Origin of the sequence: Streptomyces sp. CC224B (assembly GCF_030010595.1) — a bacterium.
In the GTDB taxonomy this organism is placed as follows: Bacteria; Actinomycetota; Actinomycetes; order Streptomycetales; family Streptomycetaceae; genus Streptomyces; species Streptomyces longispororuber.
Window position 1 is genome coordinate 18,264 of record NZ_JASCXL010000056.1, and the last position, 20,184, is coordinate 38,447.

Here is a 20,184-nt window from a genome sequence, read left to right on the forward strand (position 1 = left end):
CTGCGCAGAGCCGAAGATCGTTGGCTCGGGCGGAGCCGGGCCGCCCGGCACCCGCGCCGGCGGCCGCCGCCGGCGCGTCCGCCGCACCAACTGCCTCGCCCGGCCGGAACGCTCACGTCCGGCGAGGCGCGGGCCGAGGAGGCCGTGATGTCCCAGGAAGCCGTGCCCGAGCAGGCGCACGACCCGCTCACGCCGGAGGAGTCCCTGCCCCGGCAGGAGCGCGTTCAGCCGCCGGCCGGGCCGCGGGGTGCGTCCAAGGGTCTGCTGCAACAGATGGAGGAGCTGATGGCCGCGCTGAACGCGGACCTGTCCCGCCTGGACGCCGACCTCCAGCGCCCGCCCACCGACGAACCCGGCCCCCACCCCCACTGACCCCGCCCCGCAGGCTCCCCCACACCTACCGGTAGTACGTGGCCGCTCGCGCAGTTTCGAAGCGCCCCCCAAGGGGCGCGGGGAACTGCGCGACCAGCCGACGACCACCCGCACCACGAGACGGCGAACAACCAACCACAAAAGGCCCCCCGGGAACCGCGCCCCGCGCAGAGGGCCCCGCACGGAGCGCCCCGCAAGGGGCGCGGGGAACTGCGCGACCAGCCAGCGATCACCCGCACCTCCCAGACGGCGCACGGCCAACCGCATGAGGGCCACCGGGGCGTGCCCCGGAAGCGCGGAGGCATGGGGGCACGGGGGCCGAGCCCCCGTCACCCGCCGAGGACGGTGCCGCCACACCTGTCACAGGCGCCCTCGCCAGCCCGCGCGGCCAGCTTGCGCAGCATCTCCACCACCCGGTCCCGGGACTCGTCGGCCGCGTCGATCGACTCCATGCACTGCCAGTACAGACCCTCGTCCTCGGCGCTCATCGCCACCGAGACGAGGGCGATCCCGGCCTCGGCGAGCAGGGCGCCCAGGCCGAGCAGCGTGTCGTGGGCGTCACCGATCCCCGTCAGGCCCGCCGCCCGTATGTCCTCCGCCTCCGAGCGCGGCGGGTCCAGGAGGCCGCAGCCCCGGCCGCTCAGCTCGCTGAGGCCGAGTGCCTCCCCTCGTAACTCCGGCGGACCCGCGACGGCGAGGCGATGACCTATCGCCTGGGCCAGAGCCTGGGACTGCCACACCTCCGCCACGATGACCGCGGGCTCCTGACTCCGCGCCAAGGCGCGTCTTGTCGCCTCGATGAGCCGCATCGCATCCATGCGCCGTCCCCATTCATCCCGCGCCCACCCGCGGCACGTGCACCCGAACTCCCTTGTTCACTACCCACAGTGAGCCCCTTCGGTGCGAAAAGCCAGAGGAAGCCTGAAATCTGTGGACAAAAATCTGAGTGTGGACAATGCATTCACTACGGAGAGTGACAAGAGGGTGGGTATGCCGGGGTTTCGGACCGCTCAACGCGCGGTGACAGCCGCGGACTTACGAGGCGGATGGGCTCCACGACCCCGCGCGGCGACCGGCGGCCGCGGACCCGGGGGCGTACGCGGGGCGTCCCCGGAACCACGCGCTCCGGGGCCCGGCGCACGCGCGCCGGGCCCGGCCCGGGCCCGCGACGGCGGCAGCGGCAGCGGCGGTGACGGTGACGGTGACGGTGATGACAACGGCGGGCGGAGCGGGGGACCCGCCCCTCACGGCGCGGGGAAGCGCTCCTCGTTCCGGTCGATCTTCGCCGCGAGCGCCGTGAGCGGGTCGATGCCGAGCACCTCGCAGAACTGGAGGAGGTACGCGAGCACGTCGGCGACCTCGTCCGCGACCCGGTGGGCCGATTCGGCGTCCTCCATGACGCGGGCCGACTCCTCCGGGGTCAGCCACTGGAAGATCTCCACGAGTTCGGAGGCCTCCACGCTGAGCGCGGCGGCGAGGTTCTTGGGCGTGTGGTAGGGCTCCCAGTTGCGCGCGGCGGCGAACTCGGCCAGCCTGCGCTGCAGTCCCGCGATGTCGTGATCGGTCACGGGCCCCAGTCAACTACACGCCGGCCTGCTGCACGCTGCCGCACCCCGTGCGGCCCAGGTCGACCACGGTGACGCCGTCGGCCGCCGCCGCCCAGCTCGCGTCGGCGACGGCGCCGATCAGGCGGATGTGGCCGCGCCCGCACGCCCGGGCCGCGAGGTCCGCGAGCGCCCGCTTCTGCCGCTGGTCCAGGCAGCGGTCGAAGCCGTCGGCGAGCACGGTCAGGCTCTGGTACGCCTCCGGGACCTCCGCCACCGGGTCCACCTCCAGGACGCGGGGGCCGGTGAGCAGCACCAGGGCGAGCGCCAGGTAGCGCAGTTCGCCGTCGCCGAGGCGGCCCACGCAGGTCCGCACCCCGTCCCCGCGGTCGAGCACGGCCCGCAGCGCGCCCCGCGCCGTCGGCTCGGCGAGCACGTCGGCGACCGGCCCGGCGCAGCCGGCGCGCAGCGCGGCGACGAGCTGGGCGTGGCGGTGGCCGCACTCGGAGCGGGTGCGCCACAGCACCTGGGCGAGGTTGTCGCAGCCGCTCAGCAGCCGGCTCCCGGCGACGGGCCCGGCGGGCACGGGCTCGCGCATCCGGCCGGGGCGCGGGTCGCAGGAGAACACCGAGCGCAGCGCGACGACGACCTGTTCGGCGGCGGCGAGCACGAGCCGCTGCCCGTCGGTCTTGCCCGCGACGCGCAGCGGAAGCAGCGCGGTGCCGAGCCGGTCGTCGGGCAGCGGCGCCCGGGTGACCGGCGCGGCGCCGGCCGTGTGCCAGGAGGCCTGGACGGCGCGGCGCCCGGGGTCGCGCAGCGCGGTCTCCAGGAGGGTGAGACCGTCGCGGGTCAACCGCTCCCCCGCGATGCGCAGCTCCGGCTCGGCCTGGACGGCGACGTCGAGGCGGACGGGGCCCGCGGGGCCGTCGACGGTGCAGCCGATGCGGAAGCCGCGGCGGGCCTGGCCGTCGGCGCGGGCGCGCTCGGGCACGCAGCGCGCGGGCTGCGGGAACGCGTCGGCGAGCTCCGCGCCCGCGCCGAGCAGCGCGAGGGCCTCGTACGCGCGCAGTGCACTCGTCTTGCCGCTGCCGCTCGGCCCCGCGAACAGGGTGAGCGGGCCGAGCGGGAACACGGCGGCCCGGTGCCCGGCGAAGGCGGAGAGCCGCAGCTCGGTGACGCGCGGCTTGTCCCGGTCTGTCGGATCCTGCGCGAACGTCCGGCGGGAGTGCACAGTCATGCACGGGAAGTTAAGCCGCGGTGGCGCAGGCGAACCGTTTTGCCCCGCCGCCCTTCGCCCGATCGGGCGATCACCGTACAATATGCCTCGTGAGCTGGGCAGTTGGGCTAGCCGCACCGACAGCGTCCCAGGACGCCCGGACCGCACCCGGACCCCGTCCGCACCGGACCCATCCGGACCGGACCCGTCCGGCCAGGACCCACCCGGCCGGGACACCGCTCAGACGGTGGCCGCCTCCACCAGTCCCTGCACCTCGGTGTCGGGCGGCGACAGCAGGAAGACGTTCTTCTCGACGCGGTGCATGCCGCAGCCCAGGCCGAAGACGACGCCGCTGCTGAAGTCCAGCACCCGCTTGGCGGTCTCGGTCTCGGCGCCGCTGAGGTCGAGGAGCACGGGGATCTGCGCCATCAGGTTCTCGGCGACCTCGCGGGCGTCGGAGAAGACGTTGACGCGCGTGACGACGAAGCGCCGCCGGGTCTCGGTCTCGGCGTCGGGCAGCGAGCGGTGGCCCGGCCACGACGGCCATTCGTTGCGACCGCGCAGCGGCACGACCTGCGCGAGCCCTTCCCACTGTTCGTCGGTGGCTTCGTTGCTGGTCACAGAGCAACCCCGTCCTGGCTCGTCCTCAACGTCTGTACCAGGCAATTCTTACGTCACCTCACCCGGTTGGCCCAATTGCGACACGAGGGTGACGACGCGCGCGAAGGCGCTGCCGCCCCCGCGTCCCACCCCGCGCCACGCCTCTCACGACTCCGCTCCCCTCCCCGCGTGCGGGAACCCTTCCGCCCCCGCCCGGGAGCCGTCCCCATCCTCGTGCCCGGCACCGCGCGCGGGAACTCCTCCCTCCCGGCGTCCGACCACCTGCCCGGCGCCGGTTGCCCGTTACCCGCGCCGTCGTCCGAACCCCGGGAGCACTGATGCCGAGTCCGCCACGCCCGCCACGCCCGTCGCGTCCGTCACGCCCGTCGCGTCCGTCGCGTCCGTCGCGTCCGTCCGGCGAGCGGTCCCCGTACGCCGAGCAGTCCCAGGCCCGCGGTGAGGCGTCCGCGGCGCGCGGGTGGCGGCCTCCGCCCGCGCTGCTCGGCTTCCTCGTCCTGCTCGCCGTCGTCTTCGCCGTCTCGTACGAAGTCGGGGACGCGGCGGGGCCGGTGGCGCCCGGCATGCGGTCCTCGGCGCCGGACGGAGACGGGACCGGCGACGGGGACGGCTCCGGCAACGGTCGCGGTTCCGGCGGCGGTCACGGGGGCCACGGCTGATGGGCGCCGGGGCTGCCGCGCCGCCCGGGGTGACGACCACCGACCTGGTCGTGGGCGGCATGACCTGCGCGGCGTGCGTGGGCCGCGTCGAGAAGCGGCTCGGCAGGCTGCCCGGGGTGAGCGCGGCGGTGAACCTCGCCACCGGGCGCGCCCGGGTGACGCACCCCGTGGACACCACCGCCGACGAGCTGGTCGCGGCCGTCGTACAGGCCGGGTACACCGCGGAACTGCCCGCTCCGGCCGAGCCCGTACGGGACGCGGTGACCGGTCCCGTACGGGACGCGGCGGCCGGGCACGAGCCGGACGCGGCGGAGGCCGACGGCGCGCGGGCCGAGCGCACGCGGCTCCTGGTCACGGCGCTGCTCTCGCTGCCGGTGCTGGTCCTGTCGATGGTGCCCGGCTGGCAGTTCCGCAACTGGCAGTGGCTGTGCTTCGCGCTCGCGGCACCGGTGGCGGCGTGGGGCGCGTGGCCCTTCCACCGGCGGGCGCTGCGCGGCCTGCGCCACGGGGCGGCGACCATGGACACGCTGGTGTCGCTGGGCGTCGCGGCCTCCTTCTCCTGGTCGGCGTACGCGCTGTTCCTCGGCGGCGCGGGCGAGCCGGGCATGCGGATGCCGTTCGAGGTGCTGCCGTCCGCCGGGGGCGGGGCCGCGCACGTGTACCTGGAGGCGGCGGTCGGCGTACCGCTGTCGGTGCTCGTCGGGCGGTTCCTGGAGGCGCGGGCGCGCGGCGCCACCGGTGCGGCGGTGCGGTCCCTGGCCGCGCTCGCCGCCAAGGACGTGGCAGTGCGCGGCCCGGACGGCACGGAGCGGCGGGTGCCCGTCGAGGAGCTGCGGGTGGGCCAGGAGTTCACCGTGCGGCCCGGCGAACGCGTCGCCACGGACGGCGTGGTGGTGTCGGGCGCGTCGGCGCTCGACGTGTCCCTGGTCACCGGGGAGAGCGAGCCGGTGGCGGCCGGTGCCGGGCAGGCCGTCGTCGGCGGCTCGGTGAACGCGAGCGGGCTGCTCGTCGTCCGGGCCACGGCGGTGGGCGCGGGGACCCGACTGGCGCGCATCACGCGGATGGTGACGGAGGCCCAGACCGGCAAGGCACGGGCCCAGCGGCTCGCGGACGCGGCGGCGGGCGTGTTCGTGCCGGTGGTCCTGACGCTGGCGGTCACCGTGCTCGGGTTCTGGCTGGGCGCCGGGGCCGAGCCGGAGGCCGCCGTCACCGCGGCCGTGGCCACGCTCGTCGTCGCCTGCCCCTGCGCGCTCGGCCTGGCCACCCCCACCGCGCTGCTCGCCGCCACCGGGCGCGGCGCACGGCTCGGCGTGCTGGTCAGCGGGCCACGGGCGCTGGAGACGCTGCGCCGCGTCGACACCGTGGTCCTGGGCAAGACCGGCACGCTCACCACCGGGGCCATGGCCGTCGCCCGGGTCACCGCTGTGGGCGGCGGCCTCGGCCCGGAGGCCGTGGTGCGGCTCGCGGGGGCGGTGGAGCAGGGCTCGGAGCACCCCCTGGGGCGCGCCGTGGTGGCGTACGCCCGACAGCGCCTGCCCGAGCGGCGGTTGCCGCCGGTGAGCGACTTCCGGGCGGTGACGGGACGGGGCGTCGAGGGAGTCGTGGAGGGCCGCCGGGTGGAGGTGTGCGGGCCCGGTGACGCGCTGCCCGGGGAGCTGGCGGCGGCCCTCGCCGAGGCGGAGGCGGAGGCGCGCACCGCCGTGGTCGTCCGGGTGGACGGCGCCGACGAGGCGGTCCTCGCGGTCGGCGACGTGCTGCGGCCCGGCAGCTACCGCGCCGTGGACCGGCTGCGGCGCCTGGGGGTGCGGCCGGTGCTCGCCACCGGGGACCGCGCGGCGACCGCGCACGCGGTGGCCGCCGAGCTGGGCATCACCGAGGTGCATGCGGGCTGCACGCCCCGGGGGAAGGCCGAACTGGTGGACCGGCTGCGGGCGGAGGGCCGCCGGGTCGCGGTGCTCGGCGACGGCGTGAACGACGCGGCCGCCCTCGCCCGCGCCGACCTGGGCATCGCCCTGGGCTGCGGCACCGACGCGGCCATCGGCGCGGCCGACGTGACCCTGGTGGGCGACGACATCGGCGCGGCCGCGGTGGCCGTCCGCCTGGCCCGGCGCACCCTGGCCACGATCCGCGCCAACCTCGTCTGGGCCTTCGGTTACAACGCGCTCGCCGTGCCGCTGGCCGCCGTCGGCCGCCTCGGCCCGATGACGGCGGCCGTCGCCATGTCCGCGAGCTCGCTGCTCGTGGTCGCGAACAGCCTGCGCCTGCGGACGTGGGAGCCGGTGCCCCGCGCCGCCCGGGCGCGGCGCGGAGGGGGCGGGCGATGAGGAGTTCCCGGTACGCGCGGCTGCGCGGCGTTCTGCCGGCCGTACTCGCCCCGGTCCTGGCCTGCGCCGTCAGCCTGTGCGGGCTCAGCGCCTGGGTGGCGACCGGCGCCGCGGGCGGGCCCGCGCGGATCGCGGTCACGGACGGGCGGGTGTTCCTGCCGTACGGCGGCGTCGCGGAGACCGCCGCGTTCTTCCGGATCGCCAACGCGGGCGACTCCGCCGACGTCCTGCTGTCCGTCCGCTCCCCCGAGGCCGACGACGTGATGCTCAGCCGGACCGTGGAGCACAAGGGCGCGAACGTCGAGTCGATGCGGATGGTGGACTCCGCGCCGGTCCCCGCGGGCAGGCGGATCACCATGGAGCCCGACGGCCTCGACGTGATGCTGCGCCCCCGGCGGCCGCTGTGCCTCGGTGACACGATGCCGTTCGTCCTGCGGTTCCGGCACAGCGGGGAGGTGCGGGTGACGGCGGCGGTGGTACGCCCGGGGAGCTGAACCTCCGCGCGTGCGGTCGTACGTCATCTGCGCGTGAGGCCCGTACGGGGTGCTGGAGCCCCGTACGGGGTGGTGGAGGCCGGTGCAGGCCGGTGCAGGCCGGTGCAGGCCGGTGCAGGCCGGTGCAGGCCGGTGCAGGCCGGTGCAGGCCGGTCAGGAGTCGGGCGTGCGGCCGCGTTGGTTCCCGGGCCCGCGCGTGACCCGCGCCACACGGCGGCCCGGGGGTGGACCGGCGGCCGAACAGGGCGGACCCCTCCGTCGGCGGCGGCGGGCGGATGCAAAGATGAGGCCGCCATGACTGGGGGCCGAAGCTGTCGCGCGGTACGGGCTGCGGTGTTCGCGGCCGCCTGCGTGCTGCTCGCGGCCACCGGCCACGCCCTGATGTCGGCGGCCCCGCTGCCCTGGTGGGCGCTGCCGTCCGCGGGCGCGGTGACGTTCGCGGGGGCCTGGTTCCTCGCCGGGCGCGAGCGCGGCGTCCTGGTGGTCACCTCCGCGTCCGTGGTGGTGCAGGGCGCCCTGCACGCGTGGTTCTCGTTCGCGCAGGCCGCGGCCCGGCCCCCGGCGGCGGGCGGCACCTCTCTCGCCCGGCAGTGGGCACGCCATCTGCTCTGCGGGGCGGGCGGCGTGGCGGACATGTCCGAGGCGGACGCGCTCCGCGTCGTGACCGACGCCGGGCTCGCCGGCCGCCCGCACGGGGCCGCCGGGCACGCCGGGCCCCCGCTGGGCCTGCGCGATGCGGCGCCCTCGGGCCACGGCGGGCACGTCACTACGGCGCACCTGGCCTCCGGCGGGGGCCACGGCGGCGCCGTCGACGGCGTCGCGGGCGGCCTCCCCGACGGCGCCCCGGCCGGCGCGATGTCCGGGGCTGTCGATGCTGTCGACGCCGTGACCGGCGCGGCACACGGGACGCAGGGCCTGCACGGCGGCACGCACGGCGGGCACGTCATGGGCGGCCTGCACGACCTGCACGGCACTTCCGGCGGGGACCTCATGGGCGACCTGCACGCCGGGCACGACATGGGGGGCATGTCGCCGCTCGGCATGCTCGCCGCGCACCTGCTGGCCGCGCTGCTGTGCGGCCTGTGGCTCGCGTACGGCGAACGCGCCGCCTTCCGTATGGGCCGCGCCGTGGCGGGCTGGCTCGCCGCGCCGCTGCGTCTCGTCCTGCCCCTGTCCCTGCCCCTGCCCCCGCACCGGCCGCGCCTGCGCCCGCGCCGCGACCACGGCGCGCGGCGGCTGCGGCGGCTGCTCCTCGTCCACGCCCTCACCAGACGGGGCCCGCCGCCCGGGCTCGCTGTCGGCTGACAGGACCGCCAACGGTTCCCTCGCCGGGACCCCCCGACGGAGGCACCGGCGGAACCGCCAACAGGTGTGCCGACAAGTCCGCTGCCAGGGCTTGCCACCACCAACGGCCCTCACCGCACCACCGTCGCGATGACTGACGTGCTCACTGTCGGCTGACAGCCGGTTTCCCGGCCCGCCACGACGACGCCCGGCGGCGCGCCCCGCGCCGCCCGCCCGGCCCGGCGCACCCCGCGCCGCGCCGCTCCTCGTCGTACGCGCGACCGGGCAGCGGCCCGTGCCGCCCCGCCAGGGGCCCGCAGGGCCGTACGTCACCCGTCACCGGCGGCGTCCGCGCGCACCGTGCGCTCCGGGCGCGGCCGGAACCGAACTCCGGCTTCCGCGAAGGACATCAGGCGATGACCCCTGCTCCGACGACTCCACCTGCCCGAAAACTCCCGCACGGCCACCACCCCCGCCGACCGGCGGACCCGGACGGCGCGCGGCCCGCACCGGACCCGGGCGCGTCCCGGACGCCCACACGCGCGGACACCCGCACCACCCGGGCCACCCCCGCTGCCCCCACCACCTCCGTCGCCCCCGTCACCCGAAGCACCCGAAGCACCCGGAGCACCCGGCGTACCGACACCGCCGACGAACCCGTCACACGGCTCGCGCTCGCCGCGCGCGACGGGGACCCCGAGGCCGTCGACCGGTTCGTACGGGCGCTGCACCGCGACGTACTGCGCTACGTCGCGCACCTGAGCGCCGACCCGCAGGCCGCCGACGACCTGGCCCAGGACACGTTCCTGCGGGCGCTCGGCAGCCTGCACCGGTTCGAGGGGCGGTCGTCGGCGCGGACCTGGCTGCTGTCCATCGCGCGCCGCACGGTCGTGGACAGCCTGCGCCACGCCGCGGCCCGGCCGCGGCTCTCGGACCGCGACGACTGGCAGACCGCCGCGGAGCAGGCGCAGCCGCGCGGCCTGCCCGGGTTCGAGGACGGCATCGCGCTGGCCGATCTCCTCGCCGCGATCCCGGCGGAGCGACGCCAGGCGTTCGTCCTCACACAGGTCCTGCGACAGCCGTACGCGGAGGCGGCCGCGGCCATCGGCTGCCCCGTCGGCACGGTCCGCTCCCGCGTGGCACGCGCGCGGGCCACGCTGATCGAGGCCCTGGCGGCGGCGTAGGCGCGTACGCCCGGGGGTGGCGCCGGAGTGCGCCGCCCCCGGGCGCCCCCGGGGACGCCCTGTCGCGCGCGGCGGGCGCCCTGCCCGTGCGGACGGCCCCCCCGCTAGGCTTCGCCGGGATCATGGAGTACGACATTCCGCGGGAGGCGGCACCGATGCGGGGGCACCCGCCGGACAGAGTGGGCGGGCCGGACGGGCCGCACGAGCCGCACGAGCCGCACGTCCAGGGCGGCGGCGACGAGAGGGACACCGGCCCGGCCCCCGCCCCCACGCCCGTCCCCGTGGCCGTATGGACCGCGATGCGGCACACGCCGCCGCACCGGTTCCTGTTCTCCTCGTGGCCGCCGCGCTGCTGGGCGTACCTGTGCGGCGGCGTCCCGCTCGGTTTCGCGGTGCTCCTGGCGCTGTCGGCGCTCCTCGTCGGCGGGCTCGTGCTGTCCGTCGTCGGCGTCGGCCTCGCCCTGCTGACGGGGGCCGCGCTCGCCGGGCTCCCGCTCGGGCGCCTGGAGCGGCGCCGCCTGCGGCTCGTCGAGCCGGAGCCGCTGCCGGACCCGCACCAACCCGTGCCGGACGCCGGGCTCCGGGCCTGGCTGCGGACCCGGTGCGGGGAGCGGGCGACGTGGCGGGAGCTCGGCTACGCGTGGCTGCTCGCGCTGGTGTTCCCCGCGGTGGGGCTCGGCGTGGCGCTGCTCCTGCTCTTCGCGGGCCTGCTCACCGTGTCGCCCGTCCTGGTCTGGGCACTCGCCCCGGACACGGTGATGATCATCCCTGGGGAGGCGGTCCCCCACCCCCTCGCGGCCCTGCCGTTCACCGCCGTGGGCGTCCTGGTACTCGCCCTGACCGCCTACGCGGCCGGCCTGCTGACCGGCGTACAAGTGCGGACGGCGCACTTCCTGCTGGCGCCCCGCGACGAGCCGCTCACCCGGCACGTCCGCGAGCTCACCCGCTCCCGCGCCCGCCTGGCCGACGCCTTCGAGGCCGAGCGGCGCCGCATCGAACGCGACCTGCACGACGGGGCGCAGCAGCAGTTGGTCGCGCTCACCATGACCCTGGGCTTCGCCGAGATGGAGCTCGGCGACGGCAACCCCGCGGTGGCGCAGCTCCTCGCCCGCGGCCGCGGCGAGGCGCGGCGCGCGCTGGAGCAGCTGCGCGACCTGGTCCGCGGCATCCATCCGCAGGTCCTCACCGACCACGGCCTGGCGGCCGCCGTCACGGAGGTCGCGCTGCGCCACCCCGTGCCCGTCGCCGTCGACATCGACCTGCCGCACCGGCTGCCGGACGCCGTGGAGACCACCGCGTACTTCACGGTGACCGAGGCCCTGGCCAACTCAGCGAAGCACAGCGGTGCCGCCCGGGTGACGGTGACCGGCAGGCTCCAAAACGGACGCCTTACGCTGAGGATCACCGACGACGGCCGCGGCGGCGCCGACCCGGCGCGCGGTACCGGTCTGACCGGCCTGGCCGACCGCCTGGCGATCCTGAGCGGACGGCTGACGGTCGCGAGCCCCGTCGGCGGCCCGACCGAACTGACAGTGGAGGTCCCGTGCTCCGCGTAGTCCTCGCCGAGGACGCCGTACTGCTGCGCGCCGGGCTCGCGGAGCTCCTCGCGCGCGGCGGCCACGAGGTGGTCGCGGCGGTGGGCGACGCCCCCGCCCTGAAGCGTGCCGTGGAGTCCGAGGCGCCGGACATCGTGGTCACCGACGTCCGCATGCCGCCCGGCTTCCGCGACGAGGGACTCAAGGCGGCTCTCGAACTCCGCGCGCGGCACCGGGACTTGCCGGTCCTGGTCCTCTCCCAGTACGTCGCCACGGCGTACGCGACCCAGCTGCTTTCCGGCGGCGGCACGAGCCTGACCGGCCTCGGCTACCTCCTCAAGGACCGGGTGGGCGAGGTGGCGGACTTCCTCGACGCCCTGCGCCGGGTGGCCGCCGGCGAGACGGTCGTCGACCCCGAGGTCGTCCGCGTCCTCCTGGCCCGCCGCACCCGGCCCCTGGCCCGCCTCACGCCCCGCGAGCACGAGGTCCTGGCCCTGATGGCTCAAGGCCTCACCAACCAGGCCGTCGCCCACCGCCTCGCGGTCACCGAGGCCTCGGTGGTCAAGCACGCGAGCAACATCTTCGCCAAGCTCGACCTGGACCCCGCCGAGGGCAACCGCAGGGTCCTGGCGGTCCTGGCCCACCTCCGCGACAGCGCCACGGAGGAACCGCCGCCGCCCGCGCCCTGACCCCGCAAGGCCTGCCCGCTCCTCAATGCGGGGGGCGACGCGCCACGGCAGCAGATCCAGCCACGCCCCGAGCGCGCCCCCGGGACGCCCCACACCACGCCCAACTGCGGGAACCCACAGCCCCGCAGCACGGCCGCGGGCGCCCGTTCCGGCCATCCAGAGGTGGATGATTGATCGCTTCACCGCTCAACGGCTAGCGTCCTCGTGGGCACGCGGTCCGAGGACATGTCTACTCCGCGCGGGCCTTCCGCGTCGTGAAGTGTCTGGGTACCGGGGGGGTACTCGATGGTTCTCATGCTGTACCGCCCGACCGGCCCGGCACCAGCCGCGCCCGCCGTCCCGAAGCCCGGCACCCGCTCCGGCTCCTGTGCCCGCACCGCACTCCGCGCCAGGACGGAAGCGACCTCGATCAGCACGGCCTCGCCCCCGGCGACGCCTGCGCCATGTCGAGGCAGGCGGGCACCCGGGACACCTCGTACGACCTGTAGGGCGTGCACGACCCACACGGCGCGCGACCCACGCCTCTCCTCCGTTCCGTACGGCTCGTCGTAGCGCGACGACGTACACGTCCGACGGCCCGGACGGGACCACCGAACGCCCACCGGGCCGCTTCTGACCACACCCGCACCACACCGCACCTCACCTCACCCCACTCCATCTCGCCGCGCGTGCGCGGAACCACAGTGCAGAGAGGGCGACATGACTTCACCGACCACAGTCATACGGTCAGCCGGGAACCTGGTGGCCGAGCTCTTCACCATCATCGACGCGGCACGCTGGGACGACCTCGGCCTCGTCTTCGCCGAGGACTGCGTCTACGACCGCCCGGGCTACGACCCGCTACGGGGCCTGGCGGAGATCGAGCACTTCTACCGGGTCGAGCGCGTGATCGCCACCGGCCGCCACCAAGTACGCCATGTGGTGAGCGACTTGGAGACGGCCGCGTGCTGGGGCCGGTTCACCGGCACGAGCCGCACCGGCGCTCCGCTCGACGAACAGTTCTCGGACACGTACACCGTCCGCGAGGGCAGAATCATCAGCCGCCGCACCTACTTCTACCGCCCGGCGATCTGACACCACCGACTCCCCCGCCGCAGACCTGAGAGCCGCCCCTGCCACCGGACACTCCGGCAGCGGGGGCGGCTCCGTCATGCCCGTACGAGAACGGCAGCTCAGCACACCCCAGAACAGAATCCCGAACCCCTCAACCCCATAACCGGACAACTGAACAAGCACTGGAGTACTGCTGGCACGCCTTTTCACGTCCGCGCGCCCCTGGGCACAACGGTGCTGGACGCGTGTCGCTCCGCGCGCCCGGGTAGCACTGAGGCAACCAGTCGGCTGGACCGGTCCGGAACATCGCAGAGCCCCGCGCCAAGACGGGGCATGGACCGAGCGCGGCGCGCCGACACAAGTTTTCCGCCCTTGCGCGGCGGATCGAGGCCAAGAGCCACCGCATCGACGCACGGCATGGGCGCCATGGCCGCCATCGCGACAAGCGCAGCCCCTCCCACTCACCGACGCATTGACACATCGGCGCATTGACGCATCGGCGCATTGACACACCTAAGTTCTGCGACAGAAGGAGGTCTGAAAACCGTGGGCGACTCTCCAGCGGCAGGAACCGCCACCGATGACCAAGGCAGTGAACACGCGGTAGGGAAGACGTACAAACCCACGAGGTTCATGCGCCACCCGCTGACCCGGAAGAACCAGAGGGAACTCAAGATCCTCACCGGCGAGCCCCCTTCCATCCTGAGAAAGTGGAAAGAGTGGGAAGAGATGAGCCGGATGGAGAAGAAGCCGCAGGAATGGAGCACAGTAGAGGCGAAATGGAACAGGGTGAAGGGAAAGGCGAAAAAGAAGGCAGAGGGCGATCCGGACCGATGGATCGCCCCTGTCGGTTTCTCCATCAACAAGGTGACCTACGGCACCTTTCCCGCAGGCGACTCGGCGCACGAGCGCGGGTGGACCACCTATATGAACATGGGTGTCCCGCTCATCGAGGAGCGGAGCGACATCCAGCAGCCCCCTCCGGACGTGATCTACGAGAACACGTTCGTCAACCGGACCGACCCGCGTCCGGTCACGTGGACCGCCGGCTTCGAGTTCTCGGTCTCGAACACGATCAGTTGGTCGCTCCAGGGGCAGGTGCAGCTCACGTTCGGGGCGAAGTCCACCGCGTCGCTGCAGCAGCAACTGCAACAGAGCATGGCGATGAACGAGTCCAAGAAGACCACCCTGAAGAACAGCAAGGACAACCAGGGCGTCGACATGGAGACCCAGTCGCAAGCGACCAGCACGACCACGGCCTCGGCCACCGCCACGGGCACCGGAGAGTTGTCGACCCAGTTGATGCTGGGGATCAGCGCCTCCGTCAGCGGCTCGTTCACGACCCAGTTCAAGGGCTCGTTCTCGCTCAGCGGGACGGTGGGCAGCCGGGCGGTCGTCAGGGCCACGCAACGGCGCAAGGTGAGCAAGTTCGACTACGAACTCCCCATCACCTTCGGCGGACTCGTCGCCCTCCACTACGAGGAGCCGGTGGAGTTCGACAGCATCGTCGGCATCGCGGGGGCGGAGAACGCCGAAACGCGCAAGCGGGCACAGACACACGACCCGCACGGAAACACGAAACCCGAGAAGTACTACCAAGTCGTCGCCCGAGCGGTGGACATCCTCGAACTGATCAAGGACGGCAAACAGTACTTCACCCAGAAAGGAGAAGCGGAGATCGTGTCCGTCCTGGCCGGAGAAGCCGAGGTCTTCGAGCTCGAGAAGCTCGAACTCCATGACGGCGTCACCGGCAAGGAGGCCCCGTTCTACAAGAGCTGACCAGACGCCGGCACAAGGAAAGAGGAGAAGCCCATGCCCGACGACAACAGTCCCGGCGGCAGCAACAGCGACAACCGAGGCGATGCGACCACCGTGCCCGGCTTCGGCAACGCCTTCAACGGCGGAAAGGACCGTGCAGGCGACGCCGAAAAATCAACCGAGGACATCAGAGAAGACACCCCAGGTGCCGGGAGCGGCGACTGGGACGAAGACGAGGAGAGCGTATCGGGAGACGTCTCGGCGTATGTGCACAAACTGGAGAGCGGCCGCGACGCGTGGCATCCGCGCCAGACGGCACATGGGGCGCTGGACGTGATGCAAGGGTTCCTGGGCTCGCACTTCAAGAACTTCCAGACGGCCGCCGACAACCAGCGCAAAGCCAGCGAGAACCCCGGGACGACCTCGGACATGGCAGCATCAACGATGAAATCCGCAACCGCGGACGACAGTTACAAGCAAGCATCACACATCAAGGACGAAGACCAGCCGGGCATCAGCGAAGAAGTCCGAAGGAAACTGAAAGGGACGCACGACCGGACCGGAGGCGCCGTCCTGGTCGCCACCGGAATGTCAGGGCACGCGGTGGACGTCGCGGTGGACCCGGCGCACGACAAGGCGTACGTCGTCATGGACAGCGGCACGCTGTACGGGGTGGACCTCAGCACCCACACCAAGCGCCAGTTCATGACGAGCGGCGGCCCCGACGGCAAGCTGGGCACGCCCGGCGGTGTGGCGCTGGACGGGGACGGCAAGGCCTACATCACCGACAGCGCGGGCGGCCGCCTGCTCCGGGTGGACCTGTCCAACGGCCACACCGAGAAGGTCGCCGCGATCACCCAGGCCTGCGGCGTCAGGCTGGACGAGACGGGCACGAAGGCGTACGTCACCACCCTGAACGGAAAGCTGTACCAGGTCGACCTGCGGACGACGAAGACCGAACCGAAGAAGCTCGCCGACGACCTGGGCACGTCCACCACCGCGGTAGCCCTGGACGGCACGGGCAAGGCGTACACCGGCAACAGGGACCAGACAGGAAGCATGCGGGAGGTCGACCTCCAGGCCGACCCGCCCGACAACACGCGCCGGGTGGCCCCCTCGTCCGGCTTCCGCAGCGGCGGCATCGCCGTGGACGGCACGGGCACGATCTACGCCGGAGACCACTGGGTCGACACCCTGTACACCATCGACCTCACCACCGGCAGGGAACGCGTGGCGGTCAAGACCGTCAGCGGCGCCTTCTCCCCCCTCGGCATCACCCTGGACAGCGCCGACGCCGCGCTCTACGTCAGCACCTGGGAGGGCCAGCTCTGGCGCTTCTCCCTGCAGGTCCTCCGGAGCCCAGAGCTGCTCGAGATCACGACGCGGGCATAAGCCGCCACCCCGGGCGAACGGTGCCACACTGGGAACGTGGCACAGCCGGACCCGCACCTCACGTACCAGCTGGAGCAGGTCATCATGAACCTGCTGGAACGACGCGCGCCCACCGCGTCGATCTGCCCGTCGGAGGCCGCGCGCGAGGCCTACGAAGGCGACGACGAAGGCTGGCGAGCCTTGATGGAACCAACCCGCCAGGCAGCCTGGCACCTGGCAGCAGCCGGCAAGGTCGAAGTAACCCAGTCCGGCCACCCCGTCACCGAACCGGAAACCCGAGGCCCCATCCGCATCCGCCGCGCGAACCCTTCGTAGGGGCCCTGCTGACGCGGCGACGGTCACTGCGCCGGCGCGGCGCTGCGATGTTCCTGCGGGCTGATGCCGTACACCCGCTTGAACGCCGAGCTCAGGGCGAACCCGCTGCCGTAACCGACCTGCCGGGCGACGGCGTTCAGCGTGGAGTCGGACTGGCGCAGCAGGTCGGCGGCCAGGGCGAGGCGCCACTCGGTCAGGTAGGTCATCGGCGGCGTGCCGACGGCGTTGCGGAAGCACTCCGCCAGCGTCGCGCGGGACACGCCGACCTGCGCGGCGACCCGGTCCAGCGTCCAGTGCTGGGCCGGGTCCTCGTGGAACAGGCGCAGCGCCTCGCCGGCCACGGGGTGCGCGTGGGCCCGGTACCAGGCCGGGGCCTCGGTCCCGGGCCGGTCGAACCACACCCGCAGCACCGCGATGAGCAGCAGGTCGAGCAGCCGGTCGAGCACGACGCCCTGGGCCGGGCCCTGCTTGGTGACCTCGCGGGCAAGGACCGGGATCAGCGTCGAGTCCCACGAGTCGTCGGACACGACCAGCAGCGGCGGCAGCACGTCGAGCAGGCGCTGGCCGACGGCGCCGACCTCCTCGTACACGCCCAGCAGGATCTGCACCGGACCGTCGGGATTGCTGCCCCAGGTGCGCACCCCCAGCGACATCCGCTCCCGCAGCTCGACGCCGCCGGGCGTCACGCACTGCTGGCCGGGGTGCACGATGACCTGCGGCTCGGTCGCCGGGTCGTCGCTCATCACATAGGGGTCCGGTCCGCGGACGATGGCGACGTCGCCGGGGCCCAGCCGCACCGGCTCGCCGTGGTCGGGCTCGATGCGCGCCTCGCCGCTGAGCATCACGGCCAGGCACAGCGGCGACCGGTCCTGGACCCGGATCGACCAGGGGGGCTCCATCACGATGCGCAGGAGGAAGGCACCGCTGGCCCGCGGCCCCTCCAGCAGCGCTGAGAGTGCGTCCACCCACCCAGAGTAGGCGCACCGGCAGACGACCGGACATGCGTTCCGGCATCTCGGCCATGGAACATCCAGATCGAGGCGCACAGACTGCTGGTATGACAACGAACAAGCACACGACGTTAGTTCTCGGCGGAACCGGCCGCGTCGGCCGCCGGGTGACCAAGAGGCTGACCGAGCGGGGCGTGAACGTGCGGGTCGGCTCCCGCACCGGCGAGCCCCCGTTCGACTGGGAGGACCCCACGACGTGGTCCCGCGCCGTTGCCGGCGTCAAGTCGGCCTACCTGATGTACTACCCCGAGGTCGAGTGGCCTGGCGCCGGCGACGCCATCGGCACCGTGGCCCGCCTCGCGGTCGACGCGGGCGTGGAGCGCCTGGTCCTGCTGTCGGCCCGCAACCAGGACGAGGCCATCCGGTGCGAGCAGGCCGTGACGGGCCTCCCGGTCGAATGGACCATCGTCGCCCCGGCCTCGTTCAACCAGAACTTCGACGAAGGCGTGTTCCTCGAACCGCTGCGCCAGGGCGTCCTCGCCCTGCCCGCGGGCGACAACGCCGACCCGTTCGTGGACGCCGACGACATCGCCGACGTCGTGGTGGCGGCCCTCACCGAGAACCATCACGTGGGCGAGCACTACGAGTTGACGGGCCCCCGGCTGTGGACCTTCGCCGAGGGCGTCGCCGAGATCGCCCGGGCCACCGGCCGCGAACTCCGCTACCAGCCCATCACCCGTGACGAGTTCGCCGACGCCATCGTGGCCGACGGCGCACCGCGCGCGTTCGCGGACCCCCTGGCCACGCTCATCTCCGAGTTCTTCGACGGCCGCAACAGCTCGCTGGCCGACGGCGTCGAACGCGCCCTGAACCGCAAGCCCCGCGACTTCGCCGACTGGGTCGCCGAGATCGCCCCCACCGGCGTGTGGAACGCCGCCTGACCAGCGGCTCCGGGGCTGCCATCCGCCGGTGACGCGGGGCGGGCCTTGCGGTGGCGTTGCGGGGGCACCCGCACGGTGCTGGTGTGGAACTCACCCAGCTCTGGACGTCATTCGCCCGGCAGGCCGACACCCGCCCCGACGCGACGGCCCTCGTCACGAGGGACCGGCACATCTCCTACGGCGAACTGGCCGGCCTCGTGGCCGACGCCTCACTGCGCCTGGCCCGCCTCGACACAGGGGGCGGCGAACCGATCGGCGTGCCCGCCACGAAGACACCCCGCACCATCGCACTGGTGCTGGCGTGCCTGCGGGCGGGCCTGCCGGTGGTGCTCCCCTCCGCCACACTGCCCGCCACCACCCTGCGACGCCTCCTGGCCCGGGCCGGGTGCCGCCACGTCATCGGTGCCGATGACACCGGCCCCGCCCGGGTCGCCCCCGCGGTCACCCCCGCCACACCCGTCGGCCCCGACGACGTCGCCTTCGTGCTCACGACGTCGGGGTCGACGGGCCTTCCCAAACTGGTGCCGCTGACCGCGGGAGCCGTCGAGCGCTTCGCCGACTGGGCCGCCGCGCGCTTCGACCTCGGCCCCGGGGCCTCGGTGCTCAGCTATGCCCCGCTCAACTTCGACCTCTGCTTCCTCGACGTGTGGGCCACGCTCCACCACGGCGGCCAGGTCGTCCTCGTCGACCCGGACGCCGCCACCAACGGCCGCCACCTGCTCGACGCCATCGACGACAACGCCGTCACCGTCGTGCAGGCCGTGCCCATGGCCCACCAGTTGCTGGTCGAGGCCGCGGGCACCTTGGCCCGGCAGCTCACGTCGGTCCGCCACACCCTGTTCACCGGCGATCACATGCCCGCCCGGTGCCTGGCCCGACTGCCCGCGGTGTTCCCCGGCAGCCGCTTCTACAACGTCTACGGCTGCACCGAGACCAACGACAGCTTCCTGCACGAGGTGGACCGCGACGCGCTGCCGACCGACGGCGTCCCGCTCGGCACACCGCTGCCCGGCGTCGAGGCGGTCGTCCTCGACGAGGACGGCGCCGTCGTCACGGGCCCGGGGCAGGGCGAGCTGGTCGTCGCCACGCCGTTCCAGTCCGCGGGCTACCTCGGCGCCGACCCGACGGTGCCCGGCCCGTTCGTGGCCGCCCCCGCGGGCCGCCCGCCGGGCACCGCGGCCCGCTTCTACCGCACCGGTGACCGCGTACGCCGCGACCACGCCGGAGTCCTGCACCTCGAAGGACGCAGCGACTTCCACGTCAAGGTGCGCGGCACGCGGGTCAACACCGCCGCGGTGGAGCAGGTGCTGCTCGACCACGCCGAGGTCGCCGAGGCCACGGTCCTCGCCGTGCCCGACCTCGTCGCGGGCCGCCTGCTGCACGCGGTCCTGCGCCGGGCGCCGGGCGCGAGCGTCACCACGCTGGGCCTGCGCCGGCACTGCGCACAGCACCTGCCCACGGCGGCCATCCCCTCGATCTTCCGCCTGTCCGAGACCCCCTTGCCGCGCACGTCCACCGGCAAGGTCGACCGCCGGCTCCTCAGCCGGGCCCTGAGGTCCCCTCGTTCCGAGGAGACCTCCGAACGAAAGGAACAGCAGCGATGACGGCTTCCATCAAGAACTTCCTGATCCAGGAGTTCATGCCCGACGTCCAGGCGACGGAGCTCGCCACCGACTACGACCTGCTCACCAACGGTGTGGTCGACAGCCTCGGACTGCTCAAGCTCATCGCCTGGATCGAGACCGAGTTCGCCGTCACCGTCGACGACGCGGCCCTCGACCCGGACAACTTCCGCACCGTCGACGCCATCGACGCCTTCGTGGCGCGGGCGTCGGTCCCGGCCGAGGCGAGCTGAC

The 20,184-nt window shown here is 73.9% G+C and carries 20 protein-coding genes; 15 read left to right on the forward strand and 5 right to left on the reverse strand.

The annotated features are described in order from the left end of the window. Positions 1-147 precede the first annotated feature (147 nt). Positions 148-372: a hypothetical protein gene (locus QK440_RS22295; protein ID WP_282794939.1), complete on the forward strand. Its 225-nt coding sequence runs from the start codon at positions 148-150 to the stop codon at positions 370-372. A gap of 329 nt (positions 373-701) precedes the next feature. Here QK440_RS22295 and QK440_RS22300 read toward each other — a convergent pair whose 3' ends face one another. The 4 genes from QK440_RS22300 to QK440_RS22315 all read right to left on the reverse strand — a co-directional run bounded on the left by QK440_RS22300 (position 702) and on the right by QK440_RS22315 (position 3,753). Beyond that, positions 702-1,190, reverse strand: a complete 489-nt coding sequence (locus tag QK440_RS22300; RefSeq protein ID WP_282794940.1) for a DUF6099 family protein — start codon at positions 1,188-1,190, stop codon at positions 702-704. Between the two features lie 426 nt (positions 1,191-1,616). Further along, entirely contained in the window at positions 1,617-1,940 is a 324-nt protein-coding gene (locus tag QK440_RS22305; protein WP_190135900.1) for a nucleotide pyrophosphohydrolase, read from the reverse strand. Positions 1,941-1,953: 13 nt separating this feature from the next. Then, positions 1,954-3,153 (reverse strand): ATP-binding protein, encoded by a 1,200-nt coding sequence (locus QK440_RS22310; RefSeq protein ID WP_282794941.1) that lies wholly within the window; start codon positions 3,151-3,153, stop codon positions 1,954-1,956. Positions 3,154-3,372: 219 nt separating this feature from the next. Continuing rightward, positions 3,373-3,753 (reverse strand): cell division protein SepF, encoded by a 381-nt coding sequence (locus QK440_RS22315; protein ID WP_030682464.1) that lies wholly within the window; start codon positions 3,751-3,753, stop codon positions 3,373-3,375. 476 nt (positions 3,754-4,229) lie between these two features. Here QK440_RS22315 and QK440_RS41435 point away from each other — a divergent pair, with 476 nt between their 5' ends. The 11 genes from QK440_RS41435 (at position 4,230) to QK440_RS22370 (ending at position 16,437) form a co-directional block, all read left to right on the forward strand. After that, positions 4,230-4,409, forward strand: a complete 180-nt coding sequence (locus QK440_RS41435; protein WP_349239310.1) for a hypothetical protein — start codon at positions 4,230-4,232, stop codon at positions 4,407-4,409. Next, entirely contained in the window at positions 4,409-6,733 is a 2,325-nt protein-coding gene (locus QK440_RS22325; RefSeq protein WP_282794943.1) for a cation-translocating P-type ATPase, read from the forward strand. The genes QK440_RS41435 and QK440_RS22325 overlap by 1 nt, the downstream gene beginning before the upstream one ends. Next, entirely contained in the window at positions 6,730-7,227 is a 498-nt protein-coding gene (locus tag QK440_RS22330) for a copper chaperone PCu(A)C (protein WP_282794944.1), read from the forward strand. Before QK440_RS22325 ends, QK440_RS22330 begins: the two co-directional genes overlap by 4 nt. A 294-nt stretch (positions 7,228-7,521) precedes the next feature. After that, positions 7,522-8,532, forward strand: coding sequence for a hypothetical protein (locus tag QK440_RS41440; protein ID WP_349239309.1), 1,011 nt, complete (start codon positions 7,522-7,524; stop codon positions 8,530-8,532). A 395-nt stretch (positions 8,533-8,927) separates the two neighbouring features. Beyond that, positions 8,928-9,695, forward strand: coding sequence for a sigma-70 family RNA polymerase sigma factor (locus QK440_RS22340; RefSeq protein ID WP_282794945.1), 768 nt, complete (start codon positions 8,928-8,930; stop codon positions 9,693-9,695). A 299-nt stretch (positions 9,696-9,994) separates the two neighbouring features. Then, a complete protein-coding gene (locus QK440_RS22345; RefSeq protein ID WP_282794974.1) occupies positions 9,995-11,251 on the forward strand; it encodes a sensor domain-containing protein in 1,257 nt (418 codons plus the stop codon). Next, entirely contained in the window at positions 11,239-11,919 is a 681-nt protein-coding gene (locus QK440_RS22350) for a response regulator transcription factor (protein WP_282794946.1), read from the forward strand. Before QK440_RS22345 ends, QK440_RS22350 begins: the two co-directional genes overlap by 13 nt. 699 nt (positions 11,920-12,618) lie before the next feature. Next, positions 12,619-12,993: a nuclear transport factor 2 family protein gene (locus QK440_RS22355; RefSeq protein ID WP_282794947.1), complete on the forward strand. Its 375-nt coding sequence runs from the start codon at positions 12,619-12,621 to the stop codon at positions 12,991-12,993. Between the two features lie 525 nt (positions 12,994-13,518). After that, positions 13,519-14,751 carry a gluconolaconase gene (locus tag QK440_RS22360; protein WP_282794948.1) on the forward strand — a complete coding sequence of 411 codons (1,233 nt, stop codon included), beginning with the start codon at positions 13,519-13,521 and terminating at the stop codon, positions 14,749-14,751. Between the two features lie 33 nt (positions 14,752-14,784). Beyond that, entirely contained in the window at positions 14,785-16,122 is a 1,338-nt protein-coding gene (locus tag QK440_RS22365) for a YncE family protein (RefSeq protein ID WP_282794949.1), read from the forward strand. A gap of 36 nt (positions 16,123-16,158) precedes the next feature. Continuing rightward, the gene (locus tag QK440_RS22370) at positions 16,159-16,437 is read left to right on the forward strand and encodes a DUF3253 domain-containing protein (RefSeq protein ID WP_282794950.1); all 279 of its coding nucleotides are present in this window, start codon (positions 16,159-16,161) and stop codon (positions 16,435-16,437) included. A 23-nt stretch (positions 16,438-16,460) separates the two neighbouring features. On the opposite strand, the gene QK440_RS22375 is transcribed toward QK440_RS22370, so the two are convergent. Further along, positions 16,461-17,402, reverse strand: a complete 942-nt coding sequence (locus QK440_RS22375) for an AraC family transcriptional regulator (protein ID WP_282794951.1) — start codon at positions 17,400-17,402, stop codon at positions 16,461-16,463. Positions 17,403-17,494: 92 nt separating this feature from the next. Here QK440_RS22375 and QK440_RS22380 point away from each other — a divergent pair, with 92 nt between their 5' ends. The 3 genes from QK440_RS22380 to QK440_RS22390 all read left to right on the forward strand — a co-directional run bounded on the left by QK440_RS22380 (position 17,495) and on the right by QK440_RS22390 (position 20,183). After that, positions 17,495-18,328: an NmrA family transcriptional regulator gene (locus QK440_RS22380; protein WP_282794952.1), complete on the forward strand. Its 834-nt coding sequence runs from the start codon at positions 17,495-17,497 to the stop codon at positions 18,326-18,328. Between the two features lie 83 nt (positions 18,329-18,411). Next, positions 18,412-19,932, forward strand: a complete 1,521-nt coding sequence (locus tag QK440_RS22385; protein ID WP_282794953.1) for an AMP-binding protein — start codon at positions 18,412-18,414, stop codon at positions 19,930-19,932. Beyond that, a complete protein-coding gene (locus QK440_RS22390; RefSeq protein WP_282794954.1) occupies positions 19,929-20,183 on the forward strand; it encodes a phosphopantetheine-binding protein in 255 nt (84 codons plus the stop codon). The genes QK440_RS22385 and QK440_RS22390 overlap by 4 nt, the downstream gene beginning before the upstream one ends. Position 20,184: the final 1 nt, after the last annotated feature.

Excerpts from the sequence above, each read along its gene's own strand:
- QK440_RS22295 (WP_282794939.1), top strand. The coding sequence starts at position 148 with ATGTCCCAGGAAGCCGTGCCCGAGCAGGCGCACGACCCGCTCACGCCG.
- QK440_RS22300 (WP_282794940.1), bottom strand. The coding sequence starts at position 1,190 with ATGGATGCGATGCGGCTCATCGAGGCGACAAGACGCGCCTTGGCGCGG.
- QK440_RS22310 (WP_282794941.1), bottom strand. The coding sequence starts at position 3,153 with ATGACTGTGCACTCCCGCCGGACGTTCGCGCAGGATCCGACAGACCGG.
- QK440_RS22325 (WP_282794943.1), top strand. The coding sequence starts at position 4,409 with ATGGGCGCCGGGGCTGCCGCGCCGCCCGGGGTGACGACCACCGACCTG.
- QK440_RS22330 (WP_282794944.1), top strand. The coding sequence starts at position 6,730 with ATGAGGAGTTCCCGGTACGCGCGGCTGCGCGGCGTTCTGCCGGCCGTA.
- QK440_RS41440 (WP_349239309.1), top strand. The coding sequence starts at position 7,522 with ATGACTGGGGGCCGAAGCTGTCGCGCGGTACGGGCTGCGGTGTTCGCG.
- QK440_RS22340 (WP_282794945.1), top strand. The coding sequence starts at position 8,928 with ATGACCCCTGCTCCGACGACTCCACCTGCCCGAAAACTCCCGCACGGC.
- QK440_RS22345 (WP_282794974.1), top strand. The coding sequence starts at position 9,995 with ATGCGGCACACGCCGCCGCACCGGTTCCTGTTCTCCTCGTGGCCGCCG.
- QK440_RS22355 (WP_282794947.1), top strand. The coding sequence starts at position 12,619 with ATGACTTCACCGACCACAGTCATACGGTCAGCCGGGAACCTGGTGGCC.
- QK440_RS22365 (WP_282794949.1), top strand. The coding sequence starts at position 14,785 with ATGCCCGACGACAACAGTCCCGGCGGCAGCAACAGCGACAACCGAGGC.
- QK440_RS22380 (WP_282794952.1), top strand. The coding sequence starts at position 17,495 with ATGACAACGAACAAGCACACGACGTTAGTTCTCGGCGGAACCGGCCGC.
- QK440_RS22390 (WP_282794954.1), top strand. The coding sequence starts at position 19,929 with ATGACGGCTTCCATCAAGAACTTCCTGATCCAGGAGTTCATGCCCGAC.